Here is a 14,277-nt window from a genome sequence, read left to right as displayed (position 1 = left end):
ACTTAACCGCATAAGCTGGAAATATCATGAACTATGTCGCTGTAATTGGAACGGGAATCATGGCCGCAGGCATTGCAGCAGGATTTATTTCTCAGAACATTCCCGTTGTGATCCTAGGTAGAACGAAAGAAAAAGCAGATGCCTGCCTAGATAAGTCTTTGACTCTAGCAACGAAGATTGGCATGACTGGGGCTAACGCCAAAATGAATGCAGCCCAAGTGAAGGCTGCCCAGAAGAGTGAGGTACTTGAAGACTGGCTCGATTGGGAGGGATGTGAGTGGGTTATTGAAACCGTTGCAGAAAATCTTGAGCTTAAACAGTCCATCTTTCAATACCTTGATGAAAGAGTACCGGCAAATATTCCAATTGGTAGCAATAGTTCAGGCTTTCCAATCACCAAAATTGCATCTCAATTAAAGACGGCAAATCGAATGATGGGTGCGCACTACTTTATGCCAGCTGAAGTTGTCCCCTTGGTTGAAATCGTCATGGGTGAGAAGACGGATGCCAAATTCGCAGAAGAGGCCTGCCAGCTTTATCGAAAGATTAGCAAGAAGCCAGTACTAGTTAAAAAAGATATTCCGGGGTTTTTAGCCAATCGCATTCAGCATGCCTTGATGCGTGAAGCCTTATCTCTTGTTCAGCAAGGCATCGCAAGCCCTGAAGATATTGATGATGCAGTACGTTATAGCTTTGGCTTTCGCTATGCAGCCGTAGGCCCTATGACTCAAAAGGAAATTTCTGGTTGGGATGGTATGGCTAACGCAGCTAAGGAAATCTATCCCTCCCTCTCCAACATTACTACGCTCCCACCTAAGGTAGTTCAGCTAATGAGCGAAGGTAAGACGGGAATGAAAGCAGGTGAAGGATTTAGAAAATGGTCAAAGCAAGAGATTGAGTCAGTTTCTGACTTGTACTCTAGGCGCCTTAAAGCAGCTTTTGATGTTCTCAACATTGAATAGCTGCATAACCCTTAGCAATGGCTTCTTTCACTCGATCCAGATTAGGTGTAATGCCAACGCCAATTGATGCCAGCTGGGCAACATCTAGATGCCCATGCCTCGCTTTCAGAGGCTCATCGCATATATCAAACCGTAAATATTGATTCGACATGCTAAAGCCCCAATCCACTTCACCCAATGCAAATCCCAAGGAGGCAGTTGCTGCGGCTGATAGGGAAGTCTCGGCGACTTTGCAGGCCAGATTTAATTTAAAATTACCTGCATGGAGAAGATTGGCGCATGATAAAGCTGGCATAACGCCACCCGTCTTAATGAGCTTTAAACTTGCCCCACCAAATACATCGGCATCGATAAACCGTTTAATTTCTGCAGCACCATGGATCGACTCGTCCAAACAAATTGGAATAGGGGATTTATTCTTAAGAAGCGCAAAATCACTCATAGGAAGCCCTGTAGAGACTAACTGCTCTGCAAAAGCAAGTTTGCTAGCCTCTTCTGATTCGCAAAATCGAATAGCGTCGACTAGGCTTAATGCACAGTTGGCATCAACAGAAATAACATCGCCAGCTAATGCATCGCTTAATACCTTGACTCTATGTAGATCCTCATCCAAAGATAATGAGCCAATCTTTATTTTCCAGTGCCTAAACCCAAGCTCACGAAATACCTTGGCATCATTTAACTCCTTGTCTAGCGAACCTCCAAGCATCCTCAGCAACGGGATTGGGGTGGGTAGCTCGGTTTTTGTAGCATTGTTTGCACTTCGTAGAAATTGCCACAGCGGCACAGAAAGTGTTTGCGTATACAGGTCCAGTAAAGCCATTTCTAAACATGATTTGGCAGAGGCATTTGAGTATAAAACACGATTAAACAGCCCCATAAAATCTTTTGGCTCCTTCCAGCAAATCTCCATGGAGCCCCGTATTAAATATTGGATGCTCCCTACTAAACTATCCAAAGTCTCGCCTGTCATCAAGGGTGCAACAGATGCTTCGCCCCAACCCTTTCTTCCACGCTCGTCCGTGATGCAACAAAGTACAGTCTTCGCATCAACAATATTCTCTCGAGACATTTTTATGGGCTCGATGAGTGGTATCGATAAGGGATAAATTTCGGCGCTTGTAATTTTCATTTTTTGCTTTATTGGATTTAACCTAGTGATTCACATTTTAATAATTAAGGAGAACGATACATGAGAAGATTCATCTTGACACTATCAGTTTTGGGAGCGTTACTACCCTCAGCATCCGGCGCGCAGAGCTACCCAACTCAGCCAATTAAGTTAATCGTTCCTTTTGCAGCCGGGGGTCCTTCTGATGTATTAGCGCGCAGCTTCACACCAAAGCTGGGTGAAAGTCTTGGTCAGCCAATTATTATTGAAAATAAGCCTGGTGCTGGAGGCAATCTAGCCGCTGAATATGTAGCGAACTCAAAACCGGACGGCCATACGCTTTTCTTAATGATGGTTGGCACGCAGGCAATAAACGAAACCCTATATAAGAAATTAAACTACAACTTATTGAAGGATTTTTCCCCGGTATCACTTGTTGCCTCATCATCATTAATGCTAGTCGCCAATCCATCTGTTCCAGTGAAAACTGCTGCGGAACTCATTGCTTATGAAAAAGCCAACTCAGGAAAAGTAAGTTTTGGATCATCAGGTGCCGGAACTCCATTGCACCTCGCTGGAGAATTGTTTAATACGCAGGCAGGAACAAGTATTTTGCATGTCCCCTATAAGGGCGCAGCCCCAGCACTAACAGATGTTTTGGGTGGGCAGATCCAAACCGCTATTGTTGGGACGCCAGCTGCCCTACCCTATGTGAAATCTGGGAAGCTAACGGCCCTAGGAGTTACTAGTCTGAAACGCTCTGCATCAGAGCCTGAAATTCCCGCCATATCTGAAACCCTGCCTAAGTTTGAGGTGGAGTTGGTGTACGCGATTGTCGCTCCTGCAAACACCCCTAAAGCAATTATTGATAAACTAAATGCCCAGCTTATTAGCACTTTAAATAATCCTGAGGTTAAGAATCAACTGAACTCAAAAGGCTTTGAAGTAATAACAAGCACCCCAAATCAACTGGGGGACTATATCAAATCTGAAGTTGCTAAATGGCGTCCTATAGTTAAAAAATCTGGCGTTACTGCTGACTAAAAAACAGATAAATTGAAAGAAAATAATGATTGAAACTGCTGGAAAAAAATTAGCTGGGCCAATTATTCGCCTACATCCTCATGACAACATCGTAGTTGCCCGAGTTGACGTTGCTATTGGTGAAGTCGTTCCTAGTGAGGGGTTTACGAGTCGAAGCCAAGTACCGGCAGGCTACAAGATCGCCACAAAAAAAATTGCTAAAGGTGATCCAATTCTGAAATATAACGTCACCGTAGGGTTTGCTAACACGGATATTGAACCTGGCTCAATGGTGCATAGCCATAACACCGAGTTCCGAGAATTTGATCGTGACTACGCTTATGCCAGTGAATATAAGCCCACTACACTTTTACCTGAATCTGAACGGGCTACCTTTCAAGGTTACGTCAGAAGCAATGGAAAAGTAGGTACACGCAATTTCATTGGTATTTTATCTACGGTCAATTGCTCTGCCACTGTAGTCAATAAAATCGCCGCTTGGTTTACCCCTGAAAAATTAAAAGACTTTCCGAACATTGATGGTGTTGTTGCCTTTAGTCACGATATTGGCTGTGGTATGGAGATGAGTGGCGAGCCAATGCAGCTACTACGCAGAACCATGGCAGGATATGCCCAGCACCCCAACTTAGCAGCAGCACTGATTATTGGCCTGGGATGCGAACGAAATCAGCTCAAAGGATTAATGGAGCAAGAGGCACTGCAAGAAAACTCTACCTTGCATACCTTCATCATGCAAGAAACGGGCGGAACGCGTAAAACAATTGAAGCAGGCATCGAAGCGGTTAAAGCATTGCTACCTGAAGCAAATAAAGCAAAGCGAGAAACAGTCTCGGCTAGCCATCTTACGGTTGGTTTGCAATGCGGTGGCTCGGATGGCTTCTCGTCTATCACTGCAAACCCAGCACTGGGTGCTGCTGTTGATATTCTTGCGCGTCATGGAGGCACAGGCATTCTTTCTGAGACGCCCGAGATCTACGGTGTAGAACATACTCTCACCCGCCGTGCGGTCAGTAAGGAGATCGGTGAAAAGCTGATTAAACGGATTCGCTGGTGGAAAGATGAATACTCGGTTGGACGTGATGTCCAGATCAATGGCCAAGTTTCCCCAGGTAACCAAATTGGTGGCCTGGCCAATATTTTTGAAAAGTCTCTAGGCTCCTCTATGAAGGGTGGTACCGGCCCGTTGATGGAGGTTTATCGATATGCTGAGCCTGTGACAACTAAAGGCTTTGTATTTATGGACACGCCTGGCTTTGACCCCGTCTCTGCCACCGGTCAAATTGCGGGTGGCGCAACCCTAGTGGCCTTCACGACTGGGCGGGGATCCATGTTCGGCTCTAAACCAGCACCCTGTATCAAGTTAGCGACTAATACCCCCATGTTCCAACGCCTTACCGAAGATATGGACATCAATTGCGGGGAAATTTTAGATGGCACGATTTCCGTTCAGGAGATGGGGCAGCGGATTTTTGAGCTCTTCCTAGAAACGGCATCTGGAAAATCCTCCAAGAGTGAGCTGCTAGGCTTAGGAGACTATGAATTTGTTCCCTGGCAAATTGGGGTGATGAGTTAAACCCCTCCTTAAGGATTGGGTAGTGACAGGCGGGCTTAGTGCCCGCTTTTTCTTGACCCAAAAAGACTTAAAGGACTGAAAAAAGGCTCTGAGAACTGTAGAATTAAAGTAATTGATTCAACAGGACTCATGAAGCATATGAAATTTAGAGATTATTACGAAACGCTTGGCGTTGCTCGCGGTGCAAGTGAAGCAGAGATAAAAGCCGCATACCGAAAGCTAGCGCGCAAATATCATCCGGACGTCAATAAAGAAGCTGGTGCTGAAGATCAATTTAAAGAGCTTGGTGAAGCCTATGCTGTTTTAAAGGATACGGAAAAGCGTGCGGCATACGATCGAGTGGGCGCTGACTGGAAAAATGGCCAGAACTTCACTCCCCCACCCAATTGGAATGAAGGCTTTGAATATTCCGACAATAATTTTAGCGGCGGCCATGCGGGATTTGGTGGCGGCTATGACGGAGATCAAAGTGAGTTCTTTGAATCTCTTTTCGGCCGTGGCGGGCATCGACAAGGTGGCCGCAGCAGTCATCCTCGCCAGGGCATGGACTTTAAAGGGCAAGATCATCACGCCAAAATCCTAATTGATTTAGCGGATACCTACAATGGCGCAAAGCGTACGATTACGCTTCACATGCCTGTTCAAGATGCTAGCGGCCATGTGCTAACCCAAGAACGAAAATTAGATGTCAGCATTCCCAAAGGAATGAAAGCGGGGCAGAATCTTCGCCTGTCTGGTCAAGGCGCTCCTGGAGTGGGTTCGGGTCCTGCTGGTGATCTCTATTTAGAAATTGATTTTCATCCAAATGCGATCTATCGGGTCGATGGTAAAGATGTTTACCTAGATCTACCGCTCGCACCTTGGGAAGCTGCCTTGGGTACTGCAGTCAATATTCCAACCCCTGCGGGCGCTACCTTAGAGTTGACAATTCCTGCGGGCACAGCAGCGGGTCGCAAGATGCGGCTTAAAGGCAAAGGTATCCCTAGTAAGGAAGCCGGTGATTTATATGTAGTGCCAACCATTGTTTTACCTCGTGCAGATACTGACTCACAAAAAGAAGCTTATCAAGCTTTTGAAAAAGCATTTGATTTCAAACCAAGAAACCATTTAGAGGGATGAGTAATATGACACAAACTATAGTTACTTGGATTGAAGGCGCCATCGTAGAAGATGAGCTGCACATGAGCATCGTGGAACTCTCTCAGGCGGTACGAACCCCCGAGGATTTAATTATGTCTTGGGTTACCGAGGGTGTTCTAAGCCCAAGCGGCACAAGCGCACAAGACTGGCGCTTTAGTGGTGATTCTCTTCAAAGAGCCAAGACTGCAGCTCACTTAAGTCATGATCTAGAGCTGAATACGCCTGGAGTTGCACTAGCTTTAGACCTTCTTGATGAAATCAATCGCCTACGCAATCAACTTCATACCCAAGCCCCCGTTCACGTTAAAAGCATCACTGATGAGCATTGATTTACTGAGCCATATTCAAAAGAAAGTAGATGACGTAAGTTTATTTTCCGCTACGGCACTAGGTATTGGCGGCATGATGGGTGCAGGTTTATATTCATTACTTGGCTTAGCAAGCTCACATGCTGGTTCACATGTCCCACTAGCTTTTTTGATTGGAGCAATCGCAGCCTCTTTTTCCATCTACTCTTATGCAAAGCTAGGCGCAGCATTTCCTAGTAGTGGGGGCGCAGCTACTTTTACGATTATGGGATTTGGGCCTGGCATTATTTCGGGTGGAATTAACACCTTCCAATATATTGCCTACTTGATTGCTGCCGCACTTTACGCCGCAGGATTTGTCGAGTACACCAATACGCTGTTTGGTGGAGACCTCTCTCCCCTACTGCTCAAATGCATTACTGCTGGCATTATTTTGACTTGCACCTTCATCAACTTACTGGGCCCTAGCTTGGTTAGTAAAGCCGAGGCGGCTGCCATCGCCCTAGTCGTCATTAGTCTCTTAGTTTTTTCAGCAATGGGATTTCATCAAGCAAATTTTAATAATTTTCAAATGAGTAGCGGCTCTATCAGTGGCATCGCGGTAGCTGCCGGAATTTTGTATATTAATTTTCAAGGTTTCGGGGTGGTTACCAACTCCTCTTCAGCCATGAAGTCCCCGCAAAAAGAGCTTCCTTTAGCCATGTTCTCCGCACTAATACTGGTCACGGTCGCCTATCTAGCCGTCAGTAGTGCCGTTGTGTTCTTAATGCCTCTGGGTGCGATAGAGCTCCATAATGGACATGTTTTAGCTGATGCCGCACAAATTGTTGCGGGCAAAGCCGGCCTGATGGTCATTAGCATATCAGCCTTGCTAGCCTGCGCTGCAGCCGTTAACGCTACTATTTTCGCAGCCTCAAATATCGCAGCCGATGTCGCTCAAAAGAAAATGATCTCCAATACACTTGGCAGCGTTATTCTCAAAACTAAGTTTCGCGCCCTGAGTATTTCATCCATTGGCGTCATATTTTTAGCCCTGATTTTTCCTTTAAACGAAGTGGGGCAAATGGCTAGCTTAGCTTTTTTATTGGTTTACGCAGTGATTACTTATGGCCACATTCGCATCTATCAACAGACCGGTGCAAACCCTAAAATCCTCTGGTGCGCCATTGTGATTAATATGATCCTGTTCACGGCACTCACCATCAGCACAGCGCAAACATCGCCTTCAAGCGTCATTGCCCTACTGATTGCCCTAGTCGCCTCTTTTGGCTTTGAAGCTTTCTCTAGACTTAAATCAAACCATCACAAAGCGACTTAGGATTCTGAACGGCTTAGCAGAAATTCCCAGCGCTGCAGTTTAATATCCAAGTCAGCCGTTATCTGCGATAGACGTGCTTGCATACTAGCAGCTAGTTCAGGCTCATTCTTGTAGAGATCAGGGCTGCTCATGGCGATTCCGATGTCAGCTTGCTCCGTTTCTAAAGCTTCAATCTGCAGAGGCAGAGCTTCGAGCTCTTGGCGCTCTTTGCCATTGAGCTTAAGAACATCGCTCTTTGCTGCCACTGGCTTGGATTCTGACTTAGGCTCTAGCTTGGCCGCAGGTTTAGCCTCACTCTTTTCTGGAGACTTCATGCTGCCATTAGCCGTGCGAATCTTATCTGATCGGGCCTTTTGGATTTTCCAATCCTCGTAGCCACCCTCATACTCACGCCAGAAACCATCGCCTTCGTTAGCAATAATGCTGGTCACTACGTTATCCAAGAAATAACGATCATGACTAACCAGGAATACTGTGCCTTTATATTCTTGGAGCAACTGCTCTAACAAATCTAAAGTATCAATATCTAGGTCATTGGTGGGCTCATCCAATACCAAGACGTTTGCTGGCCTTGCAAACAAACGGGCCAACAATAAACGGTTTCGTTCACCGCCCGATAAAGTACTTACCGGTGAATTGGTTCGCTCAGGTGAAAACAAGAAGTCACTTAAGTAACTCTTGACGTGCTTTTTATTGCCATTAATTTCAATCCACTCACTACCTGGGCTAATGTAATCCTCTAAAGAGGCATTGAGATCCAGACCTTCTCGCATCTGATCAAAATAAGCCACTTCGATCCGAGTTCCCATAGTGGCTGTACCCGAGTCAGGTGCAATCGTACCTAAGATCAACTTAAGCAGCGTAGTCTTACCCGCACCATTTGGACCCAATAACCCGACCTTATCACCCCGTAAAATCCTAGCGGTGAAATCCTGAACAATCGGACGGCCATAAGATTTAGAGACATTCTGTAAGTCCGCCACAATTTTGCCACTGCGGTCTCCGGCAGAAACAGCTAGCTTGACCTGACCCATCGCATCACGCCTTTGTGCGCGACTATCCCGAAGACCCTCTAAGCGAGCAATACGGGCAACACTTCGGGTACGTCTAGCTTCAACACCCTTACGTATCCAAACTTCTTCTTGTGCCAATAATTTATCGGCGCGCGCATTTGCCAGGGATTCTGAATTTAGCTCTTGATCCTTTAGCACTTCATAGGCAGAAAAGTTACCTGGGTAGCTACGTAAAATGCCGCGGTCTAGCTCCACAATTTGGGTGCACACATTATCTAAAAAGGCGCGATCATGCGTTACCAAAAGCACAGAGCCTTGATATTCTTTTAATAACTCTTCTAGCCAGGCAATCGAATCCAAGTCCAAATGGTTGGTAGGTTCGTCCAAGATAAGGACGTCTGGCATTTCTACCAAAGCTCTTGCAAGCGCAACCCGCTTCTTCGTTCCGCCGGACAAGGTATTAATTTTGAGTTCAGCCTCTAGATGCAATCGATCTAAAGTTTCATAAACACGCTGCTCCCAATTCCAACCGCTTAAGGCTTCGAGTTGAGACTGCACTTCATCCATGCGATGCTGAGAAACATCGTCCCAATCACCAACGCTCAGCGCCTCATATTCTTCCCTAAGCGCTTTGGCCAAAGCCACGCCTTGAGAAACGGCTTCGAAGATACTCTCCTCAGCCTCGAATATGGGCTCCTGCGGCACATAAGAAATGCGAAGACCTTGCTGAAACTGCAAGAGTCCGTCATCTAATTTTTCTATGCCAGCCAAAATCTTCAACAAAGAGGATTTTCCTGTGCCATTACGGCCAATTAAGCCGACACGCTCCCCAGATTCCAGGGAAAAAGCAGTGTTTGCGAGGAGGTCAACGTGGCCAAAAGCCAGTTTTGCATCAGTGAGTACGATTAAAGCCATGGCGACATTATCGTCTCTTCGGTCAAAGCGGTCCTATTTTCAATAAAGAAGGGGATTGAGCGGTAGAATTTATTTCAGCACCACTATGAATAAAGAGCGTAATGACCTGTAAATTAAGCCCCCTCGCGCCCCGCCTCATCCTATTTGCAGGCCATGCAGGTACAGGCAAGTCAACGCTGGCGAAAAAGGCCCTACCCCTCATTATTGAAAAAACAGGCGAAGACTTCTTTTTCTTGGATAAAGATACCGTGTACGGAGCCTTTAGCGCCCATGTTATGGCGCTCACTACCAATAATCCCCATGATCGTGACAGCCCCTACTATCTAAAGAACCTGCGTGATTGGGAATACTCTGGCCTGATTGCCATTGCCCAAGAAAATCTGCAACTGGGTGTAAATGTGATCCTAGTAGGCCCTTTTTCTAGTGAGATTCAATCTGGAAGGATGTTTAAACCAGAAGCTTTGAGCATTCCACTCGAAACGCAGATCAAAGTTGCTTGGATTGATTTAGATCAGGATGAAGCAAAGCATCGCATGGAAAAACGCGCAGACCCGAGGGATCAGTGGAAGCTTAGCCATTGGGAGCAATATAGCCAACGCAGAATTGATCCGCCCCAGCATGAGCTGCTACAGCGTTTTGACAATCTCCATTTTGATCAATCCAACTTCGAAGATCTCATTGATTATCTAGTGGGCTAAATAATCCAAAGCAACTGCTTCGGCTACCTTAATACCATCTACGCCTGCAGATAAAATACCCCCTGCATAACCGGCCCCCTCCCCTGCGGGATAGAGTCCCTTTATATTTAGACTTTGACAGTTAGCACCGCGAGTAATCCGCAATGGAGAAGAGGTTCTCGTCTCCACTCCAGTGAGCACTGCGTCTTTTAGAGAAAATCCTTTTATTTGCTTTTCAAATGCCGGGATTGCCTCTCGAATAGCTTCAATCGCATAGAGCGGCAAACTATCGACCAGGTCTGTCAGATGAACGCCGGGCTTATAGGAAGGAATCACACTACCAAATTCAGTAGAAGGTCTGCCTGCTAAAAAATCCCCGACCAATTGCCCTGGGGCCTCATAAGTAGAGCCACCCATTTCATATGCCTTAGACTCCAGCATTCTTTGAAACTCAATACCAGCAAGAGGACCGCCAGGGTAGTCCTCAGGCGTGATACCAACAACAATACCGGCATTTGCATTGCGTTCATTACGAGAGTACTGGCTCATGCCGTTGGTTACAACACGATTAGGCTCTGATGCAGCGGCTACCACCGTACCGCCAGGGCACATACAAAAACTGTAGACAGAGCGCCCATTCTTGGCGTGATAAACCAATTTGTAATCTGCAGCGCCAATCAACGCGTTGCCTGCATGAGGCCCTAGGCGAGCCTTGTCGATTAATGACTGGGGGTGCTCAATGCGAAAGCCTACCGAGAAAGGCTTCGCTTCCATGTAGACCCCAGCATCATGCAGTGCATGGAAGGTGTCACGTGCACTATGGCCTAAAGCAATAATCACATGATTCGCCTTAAGGTCCGGATGCCCCTCTATCCTCACGCCTTGTATCCGCTCATTATCAATATCAAAGCCGGTGACTTTTTGTGAGAATCGCACCTCTCCACCCAGCTCGATAATTTCTTTGCGCATTTTTTCGACCACGCCAACCAAACGAAAGGTGCCGATGTGAGGCTTTGCCACATAGCGAATCTCTTCTGGTGCACCCGCTCTAATAAATTCATGGATGACTTTACGGCCATAAAACTTCGAGTCTTTAATTTGACTATAAAGTTTGCCATCCGAAAAGGTACCTGCTCCACCCTCACCAAACTGTACATTGGACTCAGGATTTAACACGTTTTTACGCCACAAGCCCCAGGTATCTTGAGTGCGCTCTCGAACAGCCTTACCGCGCTCCAAAATAATAGGCTTGAGTCCCATTTGAGCCAAAATCAAGGCCGCAAAAATTCCGCAAGGGCCAAAGCCAATCACCACGGGTCTTTGAAAATGATCTGACTGAACTTGAGTATTCACTTGGGCCGCATTGGCTACAAAGTGATAACTCGTATCCGGGGAAGGTCTCACATGAATATCGCTTGAGAATTGCTGAAGGATCTGCTCCTCATTCTTGACCGAGAGATCGACTGTGTAGATGAAAGCCAGAGCAACATTCTTTCTGGCATCGTAACTTCGCTTGAAGACCTCTGTGCGCACCAAGTCCTGCGGCGATAGATTTAAACGCTTCAGAATCGCCTCTTCCAGTGCTTCTGGGGCATGACTAATAGGCAGACGAAGTTCGGTAACTCGGATCATGGCGTTCTACGATACACACTAAATGAGGGCAACAAGGTCAATAATACTGGGATAGTCGGTTATTAGCATTTTAGAGGCGATAATGCGCCATGGCTCTACGCGCAACTATCCACAAAGCCGACCTTCACGTCGCAGATTCTGATCGCCACTATTACGGCAGTCATCCTTTAACCATCGCCAAGCACCCTTCAGAAACCGAAGAGCGCATGATGATCCGCATCATCGCATTTGCACTACAAGCCCAAGAAGATTTGGTCTTTACTAAAGGCTTGAGTGATGCGGATGAGCCCGATATCTGGGTGAAAGACTTAACTGATGCCATCAAGCTCTGGATTGAGGTTGGGCAACCTGATGAGCGCCGTATTTTGAAAGCATGCGGTCGATCCGATCAGGTCATCGTCTATTGCTATGGCGGTCATACCAGCAAGATTTGGTGGGATGGCATTGCCAATAAACTCACCCGCGCTCGTAACCTGCAGATTATCTCTATTCCAGCAGAGCAAGCGAAGGAGCTTAGCAAACTAGTTGAGCGAAGCATGGTGCTCCATGTCAACGTCCAAGATGAAGAGGTTTATGTCTCATCGGATATGGGGCAAGTAACCATCACCCCAGAAATCTGGCGTAGTCAGACATAAGCTCACAATAGTATGCAGTGTCATATTTTGGATACCAATGTCCTGCTCGACATTTTTGTCTTTGAAGATACTAGAGCTGCCAACTTAAAGCAGGCGCTTCTAAGCTTTGATATACGAGCAATAGCTAGCCAAAAAACACTGGATGAATTTGCTGACGTAATTTCCCGTCCGCTCTTCAAACTGACAGACGCACAGCAACAGAGCTTCATGAATCAATGGCAGTCGATCGCCGAACAATATGACGATACCTTTCTAGCAATGGCACCTTGGCAATGCGAGGACCCAGATGATCAGATTTTTTTAAATCTGGCGTATCAATTGAGGCCATCTATTTTAATTAGCAAAGATAAGGCACTCCTCAAGCTTGCTGGCCATGCCCTTAAAGACGGCATCATCATTACGGCGGACTATAACGCTTTCATACGCTAGATTGATAATGCAGCCCTTGGGCAGCTTCTGCAGCAATTTCAAAAGATTGCAAACGCGCCTGATGATCATAGATTTGACCTGTCATCACAATCTCATCAGCTCCGGTCAGATCAAGCCAATGCTGCATCCGAGCTCTGACTGTCTCTAAAGACCCTACCGCAGAGCATTGTAGAGCATTGGCCGTAGTCGCTTTTTCATGAGGGTCACAAAATACATCTAAGTTTTCAATGGGTGGTGGTAATTGGCCACGCGTGTTGCGACGCATCCGAATCACATGCTGCTGCAAGGTAGTAAATTGATAAATAGCCTCTTCATCTGTCTGGGCAGCAACTACATTCATTAGAAAAGCGCAATAAGGCTTTGCCAATTGCGTAGAAGGCTTAAATTGATTGCGATAGATTGTCATCGCCTCGAGCAATTGCTCGGGCGCAAAGTGGGACGCAAAGGCATACGGCAATCCCAAGTGAGCTGCTAATTGAGCGCCATACAAACTAGAACCTAAAATCCAAATAGGCACCTCGGTACCCGCACCCGGAATCGCTTTGACAGCCTGCCCCTCCTGCGTCGGACCGAAATAGTGCTGTAGCTCCATCACATCCTGCGGAAAACGGTCATCACTCCCCTGTAGATCTCGGCGTAAAGCCCTCGCCGTCATCTGATCGGTACCTGGAGCGCGCCCAAGACCCAATTCAATTCTGCCTGGATATAGACAGGCTAAGGTTCCAAATTGCTCAGCAATCACTAAGGGCGCATGATTAGGCAACATAACGCCGCCAGACCCTAGCCGAATGTGAGTAGTGCCCGAAGCAATATATCCAATGAGGACCGCGGGCGCCGAACTCGCATTTCCAGTCATATTGTGATGCTCGGCAACCCAATAGCGCTTGTAACCCCAACGTTCAGCATGCTGGGCAAGCTCAAGAGAGTTTCGCAGCGCATCACCAGCAGAAAACCCCTGGGGAATCGGCGATATATCTAGAATAGAGTACGGAACCGAATTTGCCATCACGCAATCATACCGACAAACTATATTAAGAAAGCCTATATTGAGCATGAATAAACCCAAAATGGCTGATGCTGATAGCGGCCTCTTTAAACCCGGAAGCAAACTAAAGCACCGAAAAACAGGTGGATTTTATAAGGTACTTTTATTAGCAAACGTAGAGGCGAGCTTAGAGCCTGCATACGTTTATGAGTCAATGCAATCACATGATTTTTGGATCAGACCTCAAGCTGAAATGGAAGATGGTCGCTTTGAACTAATCCCAGCAGCAGAAAAGGAGTAAGTCATGCCCGAAGAACGAATCACTAATTTAGAAATTAAATTGAGTTTTACCGAAGACTTAATCGAAAAGCTCAATCAAATGGTATACAAACAACAGCAGCAAATTGAGTTTCTATATCGAGAGTTAAAGTCGATCAAAGAGCAATCGAGCGCTGGAGATGGGGCTGGTGGAGGCTCACTGATGGATGATATTCCTCCGCACTATTAAGCTCCTGCTAATATCAACAATAAATTG

15 protein-coding genes are annotated in these 14,277 nt (G+C 46.4%); 11 read left to right on the top strand and 4 right to left on the bottom strand.

The features are described from left to right. The first annotated feature begins 26 nt into the window (after positions 1–26). Complete coding sequence (locus QUD86_RS02635; RefSeq protein WP_286297827.1) at positions 27–962, top strand: 3-hydroxyacyl-CoA dehydrogenase family protein; 936 nt, start codon at positions 27–29, stop codon at positions 960–962. Here QUD86_RS02635 and QUD86_RS02630 read toward each other — a convergent pair. Next, positions 949–2,094: a mandelate racemase/muconate lactonizing enzyme family protein gene (locus QUD86_RS02630; RefSeq protein WP_286297826.1), complete on the bottom strand. Its 1,146-nt coding sequence runs from the start codon at positions 2,092–2,094 to the stop codon at positions 949–951. The genes QUD86_RS02635 and QUD86_RS02630 overlap by 14 nt on opposite strands. Before the next feature lie 75 nt (positions 2,095–2,169). Between QUD86_RS02630 and QUD86_RS02625 the strand changes: the two genes are divergently transcribed. From QUD86_RS02625 to QUD86_RS02605, 5 genes are all read left to right on the top strand, one after another. Then, positions 2,170–3,117, top strand: coding sequence for a Bug family tripartite tricarboxylate transporter substrate binding protein (locus QUD86_RS02625; RefSeq protein WP_286297825.1), 948 nt, complete (start codon positions 2,170–2,172; stop codon positions 3,115–3,117). A 25-nt stretch (positions 3,118–3,142) separates the two neighbouring features. Beyond that, positions 3,143–4,690 (top strand): UxaA family hydrolase, encoded by a 1,548-nt coding sequence (locus QUD86_RS02620; RefSeq protein ID WP_286297824.1) that lies wholly within the window; start codon positions 3,143–3,145, stop codon positions 4,688–4,690. Between the two features lie 138 nt (positions 4,691–4,828). Continuing rightward, positions 4,829–5,809 (top strand): DnaJ C-terminal domain-containing protein, encoded by a 981-nt coding sequence (locus tag QUD86_RS02615; RefSeq protein ID WP_286298613.1) that lies wholly within the window; start codon positions 4,829–4,831, stop codon positions 5,807–5,809. A gap of 5 nt (positions 5,810–5,814) precedes the next feature. Continuing rightward, on the top strand, positions 5,815–6,159 hold the full coding sequence (locus QUD86_RS02610) for a chaperone modulator CbpM (protein ID WP_286297823.1): 345 nt from the start codon (positions 5,815–5,817) through the stop codon (positions 6,157–6,159). Beyond that, positions 6,149–7,456, top strand: a complete 1,308-nt coding sequence (locus QUD86_RS02605; protein WP_286297822.1) for an APC family permease — start codon at positions 6,149–6,151, stop codon at positions 7,454–7,456. Before QUD86_RS02610 ends, QUD86_RS02605 begins: the two co-directional genes overlap by 11 nt. On the opposite strand, the gene QUD86_RS02600 is transcribed toward QUD86_RS02605, so the two are convergent. Continuing rightward, complete coding sequence (locus tag QUD86_RS02600; RefSeq protein WP_286297821.1) at positions 7,453–9,384, bottom strand: ATP-binding cassette domain-containing protein; 1,932 nt, start codon at positions 9,382–9,384, stop codon at positions 7,453–7,455. The two genes, QUD86_RS02605 and QUD86_RS02600, sit on opposite strands and share 4 nt — an antisense overlap. Positions 9,385–9,485: 101 nt before the next feature. Here QUD86_RS02600 and QUD86_RS02595 point away from each other — a divergent pair, with 101 nt between their 5' ends. Continuing rightward, positions 9,486–10,082, top strand: coding sequence for a P-loop nucleotide/nucleoside kinase family protein (locus QUD86_RS02595; RefSeq protein WP_286297820.1), 597 nt, complete (start codon positions 9,486–9,488; stop codon positions 10,080–10,082). Here the strand turns inward: QUD86_RS02595 and QUD86_RS02590 are convergent. After that, a complete protein-coding gene (locus QUD86_RS02590) occupies positions 10,071–11,693 on the bottom strand; it encodes an NAD(P)/FAD-dependent oxidoreductase (protein ID WP_286297819.1) in 1,623 nt (540 codons plus the stop codon). The two genes, QUD86_RS02595 and QUD86_RS02590, sit on opposite strands and share 12 nt — an antisense overlap. Before the next feature lie 89 nt (positions 11,694–11,782). On the opposite strand from QUD86_RS02590, the gene QUD86_RS02585 reads away from it, so the two are divergent. Next, positions 11,783–12,328 carry a YaeQ family protein gene (locus QUD86_RS02585; protein WP_286297818.1) on the top strand — a complete coding sequence of 182 codons (546 nt, stop codon included), beginning with the start codon at positions 11,783–11,785 and terminating at the stop codon, positions 12,326–12,328. Positions 12,329–12,340: 12 nt separating this feature from the next. Then, positions 12,341–12,757: a putative toxin-antitoxin system toxin component, PIN family gene (locus QUD86_RS02580; protein ID WP_286297817.1), complete on the top strand. Its 417-nt coding sequence runs from the start codon at positions 12,341–12,343 to the stop codon at positions 12,755–12,757. Here QUD86_RS02580 and QUD86_RS02575 read toward each other — a convergent pair. Continuing rightward, positions 12,747–13,763, bottom strand: coding sequence for an LLM class flavin-dependent oxidoreductase (locus QUD86_RS02575; protein ID WP_286297815.1), 1,017 nt, complete (start codon positions 13,761–13,763; stop codon positions 12,747–12,749). The two genes, QUD86_RS02580 and QUD86_RS02575, sit on opposite strands and share 11 nt — an antisense overlap. 46 nt (positions 13,764–13,809) lie before the next feature. Between QUD86_RS02575 and QUD86_RS02570 the strand changes: the two genes are divergently transcribed. Both QUD86_RS02570 and QUD86_RS02565 read left to right on the top strand, forming a co-directional pair. Beyond that, positions 13,810–14,043 carry a hypothetical protein gene (locus QUD86_RS02570; RefSeq protein WP_286297813.1) on the top strand — a complete coding sequence of 78 codons (234 nt, stop codon included), beginning with the start codon at positions 13,810–13,812 and terminating at the stop codon, positions 14,041–14,043. 3 nt (positions 14,044–14,046) lie between these two features. Next, positions 14,047–14,250: a SlyX family protein gene (locus QUD86_RS02565; RefSeq protein ID WP_286297812.1), complete on the top strand. Its 204-nt coding sequence runs from the start codon at positions 14,047–14,049 to the stop codon at positions 14,248–14,250. Positions 14,251–14,277 lie beyond the last annotated feature (27 nt).

Source organism: Polynucleobacter sp. TUM22923 (assembly GCF_030295705.1).
Classification (GTDB): Bacteria; Pseudomonadota; Gammaproteobacteria; order Burkholderiales; family Burkholderiaceae; genus Polynucleobacter.
This window is presented reverse-complemented; position numbering and strand designations above follow the sequence as displayed.

Excerpts from the sequence above, each read along its gene's own strand:
- QUD86_RS02615 (WP_286298613.1), top strand. The coding sequence starts at position 4,829 with ATGAAATTTAGAGATTATTACGAAACGCTTGGCGTTGCTCGCGGTGCA.
- QUD86_RS02635 (WP_286297827.1), top strand. The coding sequence starts at position 27 with ATGAACTATGTCGCTGTAATTGGAACGGGAATCATGGCCGCAGGCATT.
- QUD86_RS02585 (WP_286297818.1), top strand. The coding sequence starts at position 11,783 with ATGGCTCTACGCGCAACTATCCACAAAGCCGACCTTCACGTCGCAGAT.
- QUD86_RS02630 (WP_286297826.1), bottom strand. The coding sequence starts at position 2,094 with ATGAAAATTACAAGCGCCGAAATTTATCCCTTATCGATACCACTCATC.
- QUD86_RS02575 (WP_286297815.1), bottom strand. The coding sequence starts at position 13,763 with ATGGCAAATTCGGTTCCGTACTCTATTCTAGATATATCGCCGATTCCC.
- QUD86_RS02580 (WP_286297817.1), top strand. The coding sequence starts at position 12,341 with ATGCAGTGTCATATTTTGGATACCAATGTCCTGCTCGACATTTTTGTC.
- QUD86_RS02565 (WP_286297812.1), top strand. The coding sequence starts at position 14,047 with ATGCCCGAAGAACGAATCACTAATTTAGAAATTAAATTGAGTTTTACC.
- QUD86_RS02600 (WP_286297821.1), bottom strand. The coding sequence starts at position 9,384 with ATGGCTTTAATCGTACTCACTGATGCAAAACTGGCTTTTGGCCACGTT.
- QUD86_RS02605 (WP_286297822.1), top strand. The coding sequence starts at position 6,149 with ATGAGCATTGATTTACTGAGCCATATTCAAAAGAAAGTAGATGACGTA.
- QUD86_RS02620 (WP_286297824.1), top strand. The coding sequence starts at position 3,143 with ATGATTGAAACTGCTGGAAAAAAATTAGCTGGGCCAATTATTCGCCTA.
- QUD86_RS02610 (WP_286297823.1), top strand. The coding sequence starts at position 5,815 with ATGACACAAACTATAGTTACTTGGATTGAAGGCGCCATCGTAGAAGAT.
- QUD86_RS02570 (WP_286297813.1), top strand. The coding sequence starts at position 13,810 with ATGAATAAACCCAAAATGGCTGATGCTGATAGCGGCCTCTTTAAACCC.
- QUD86_RS02590 (WP_286297819.1), bottom strand. The coding sequence starts at position 11,693 with ATGATCCGAGTTACCGAACTTCGTCTGCCTATTAGTCATGCCCCAGAA.
- QUD86_RS02595 (WP_286297820.1), top strand. The coding sequence starts at position 9,486 with ATGACCTGTAAATTAAGCCCCCTCGCGCCCCGCCTCATCCTATTTGCA.